The following is a 1,124-nucleotide window of genomic DNA, read 5'->3' as shown; positions in this document are numbered from 1 at the left end:
ATCATAAAAGGATTAGCAACAGCAACTATTTTAAGTTCTTTTGCAGTCCCTACTGCATCGTTTGCAGCGGAAAAAGATAATTCTCCAGTGGAAGTTCAACAACAAGCAGAAACGAAACACACTGGTTGGAAAGTAATAAACGGAAAAAGGTTCTTCATTCAAAAAGATGGATCTGTGGCAAAGACTAAGGGGACGTTTCACCCAGAAGGTGGGGGTGTATATTTATTAGAGGATGATGGATCTTTATCTTTAAATGATTTAAAAGACGCAGATGGAAAAGATTTGCTAGATGTAAGTACCAAGAATGGATGGAAGGTACTTACTTATGATGGTGCGAAAAAGAAAGAGAAATTTTATTTGAAAGATGGAAGTTTTCAAATAGGTTTTCAAAAAATTGATGGAAAAACATATTACTTCCATCAAGATGGCGCATTGCATACAAAAGCTGGTCTTCAAGACATAAATGGAAAGACATATTTTTTTGAAGAAGATGGGACTATAGATCCATCCGAAAGATTACAAGAAAAGGATGGAAAAACATATTACTTCAATGGAGACGGATCTATTCGCAAAGATACAGGTGTTGTAAAGGCATGGTACAAAGGCTCAATTGTAATGTGGGGATATGCGGATGAAAATGGCGCATTTGATACCACATTATCAGGAATTCAAGAAATTAATGGAAAAAAATATTATTTTGGTAGCGATGGAATGAGTAGAATGACAAGTCAAGACACCGTCAGTGGTCCAGACGGCACAAAGCTCTATGTAAACGAAGACGCTTCATTATATAACGGGTGGAAAGAGGTCAATGGAAAGAAATATTATATCGAAGATGGAAAACCTCACATATGGACATTAAAACAAGACGGGAAACAGTACTATTTTAATGAAGATGGTTCTATGCATACAGGTTGGTTAACATGGAATAGCGACCAGACAAAATCTTACTTTAACGAAGATGGTGCCATGATTAAAAATGAAACAAAAGAGATTGATGGAAAAACGTATCAATTTGATCAAGATGGAATCGCACAAGTAGTGGAAAAATAAGGGGTATACTAAAAAGACGAATTCTATTTTTAGAATTCGTCTTTTCACCCATTACATCAGAAGCGATTGGA

The 1,124-nt window shown here is 35.8% G+C and carries 1 protein-coding gene; it reads left to right on the top strand.

Annotated features, from left to right (window positions below):
* On the top strand, positions 1 to 1,053 hold a 1,053-nt coding region (locus ATL10_RS30850; RefSeq protein ID WP_220037399.1), incomplete at its 5' end, for an N-acetylmuramoyl-L-alanine amidase family protein.
* Between the last annotated feature and the right edge of the window lie 71 nt (positions 1,054 to 1,124).

Origin of the sequence: Bacillus sp. 196mf, assembly GCF_003217275.1 — a bacterium.
Lineage (GTDB): Bacteria > Bacillota > Bacilli > Bacillales > Bacillaceae_G > Bacillus_A > Bacillus_A thuringiensis_S.
Note: the sequence above shows the minus strand (reverse complement) of the source record. Positions and strands in the feature narration are given on the sequence as shown.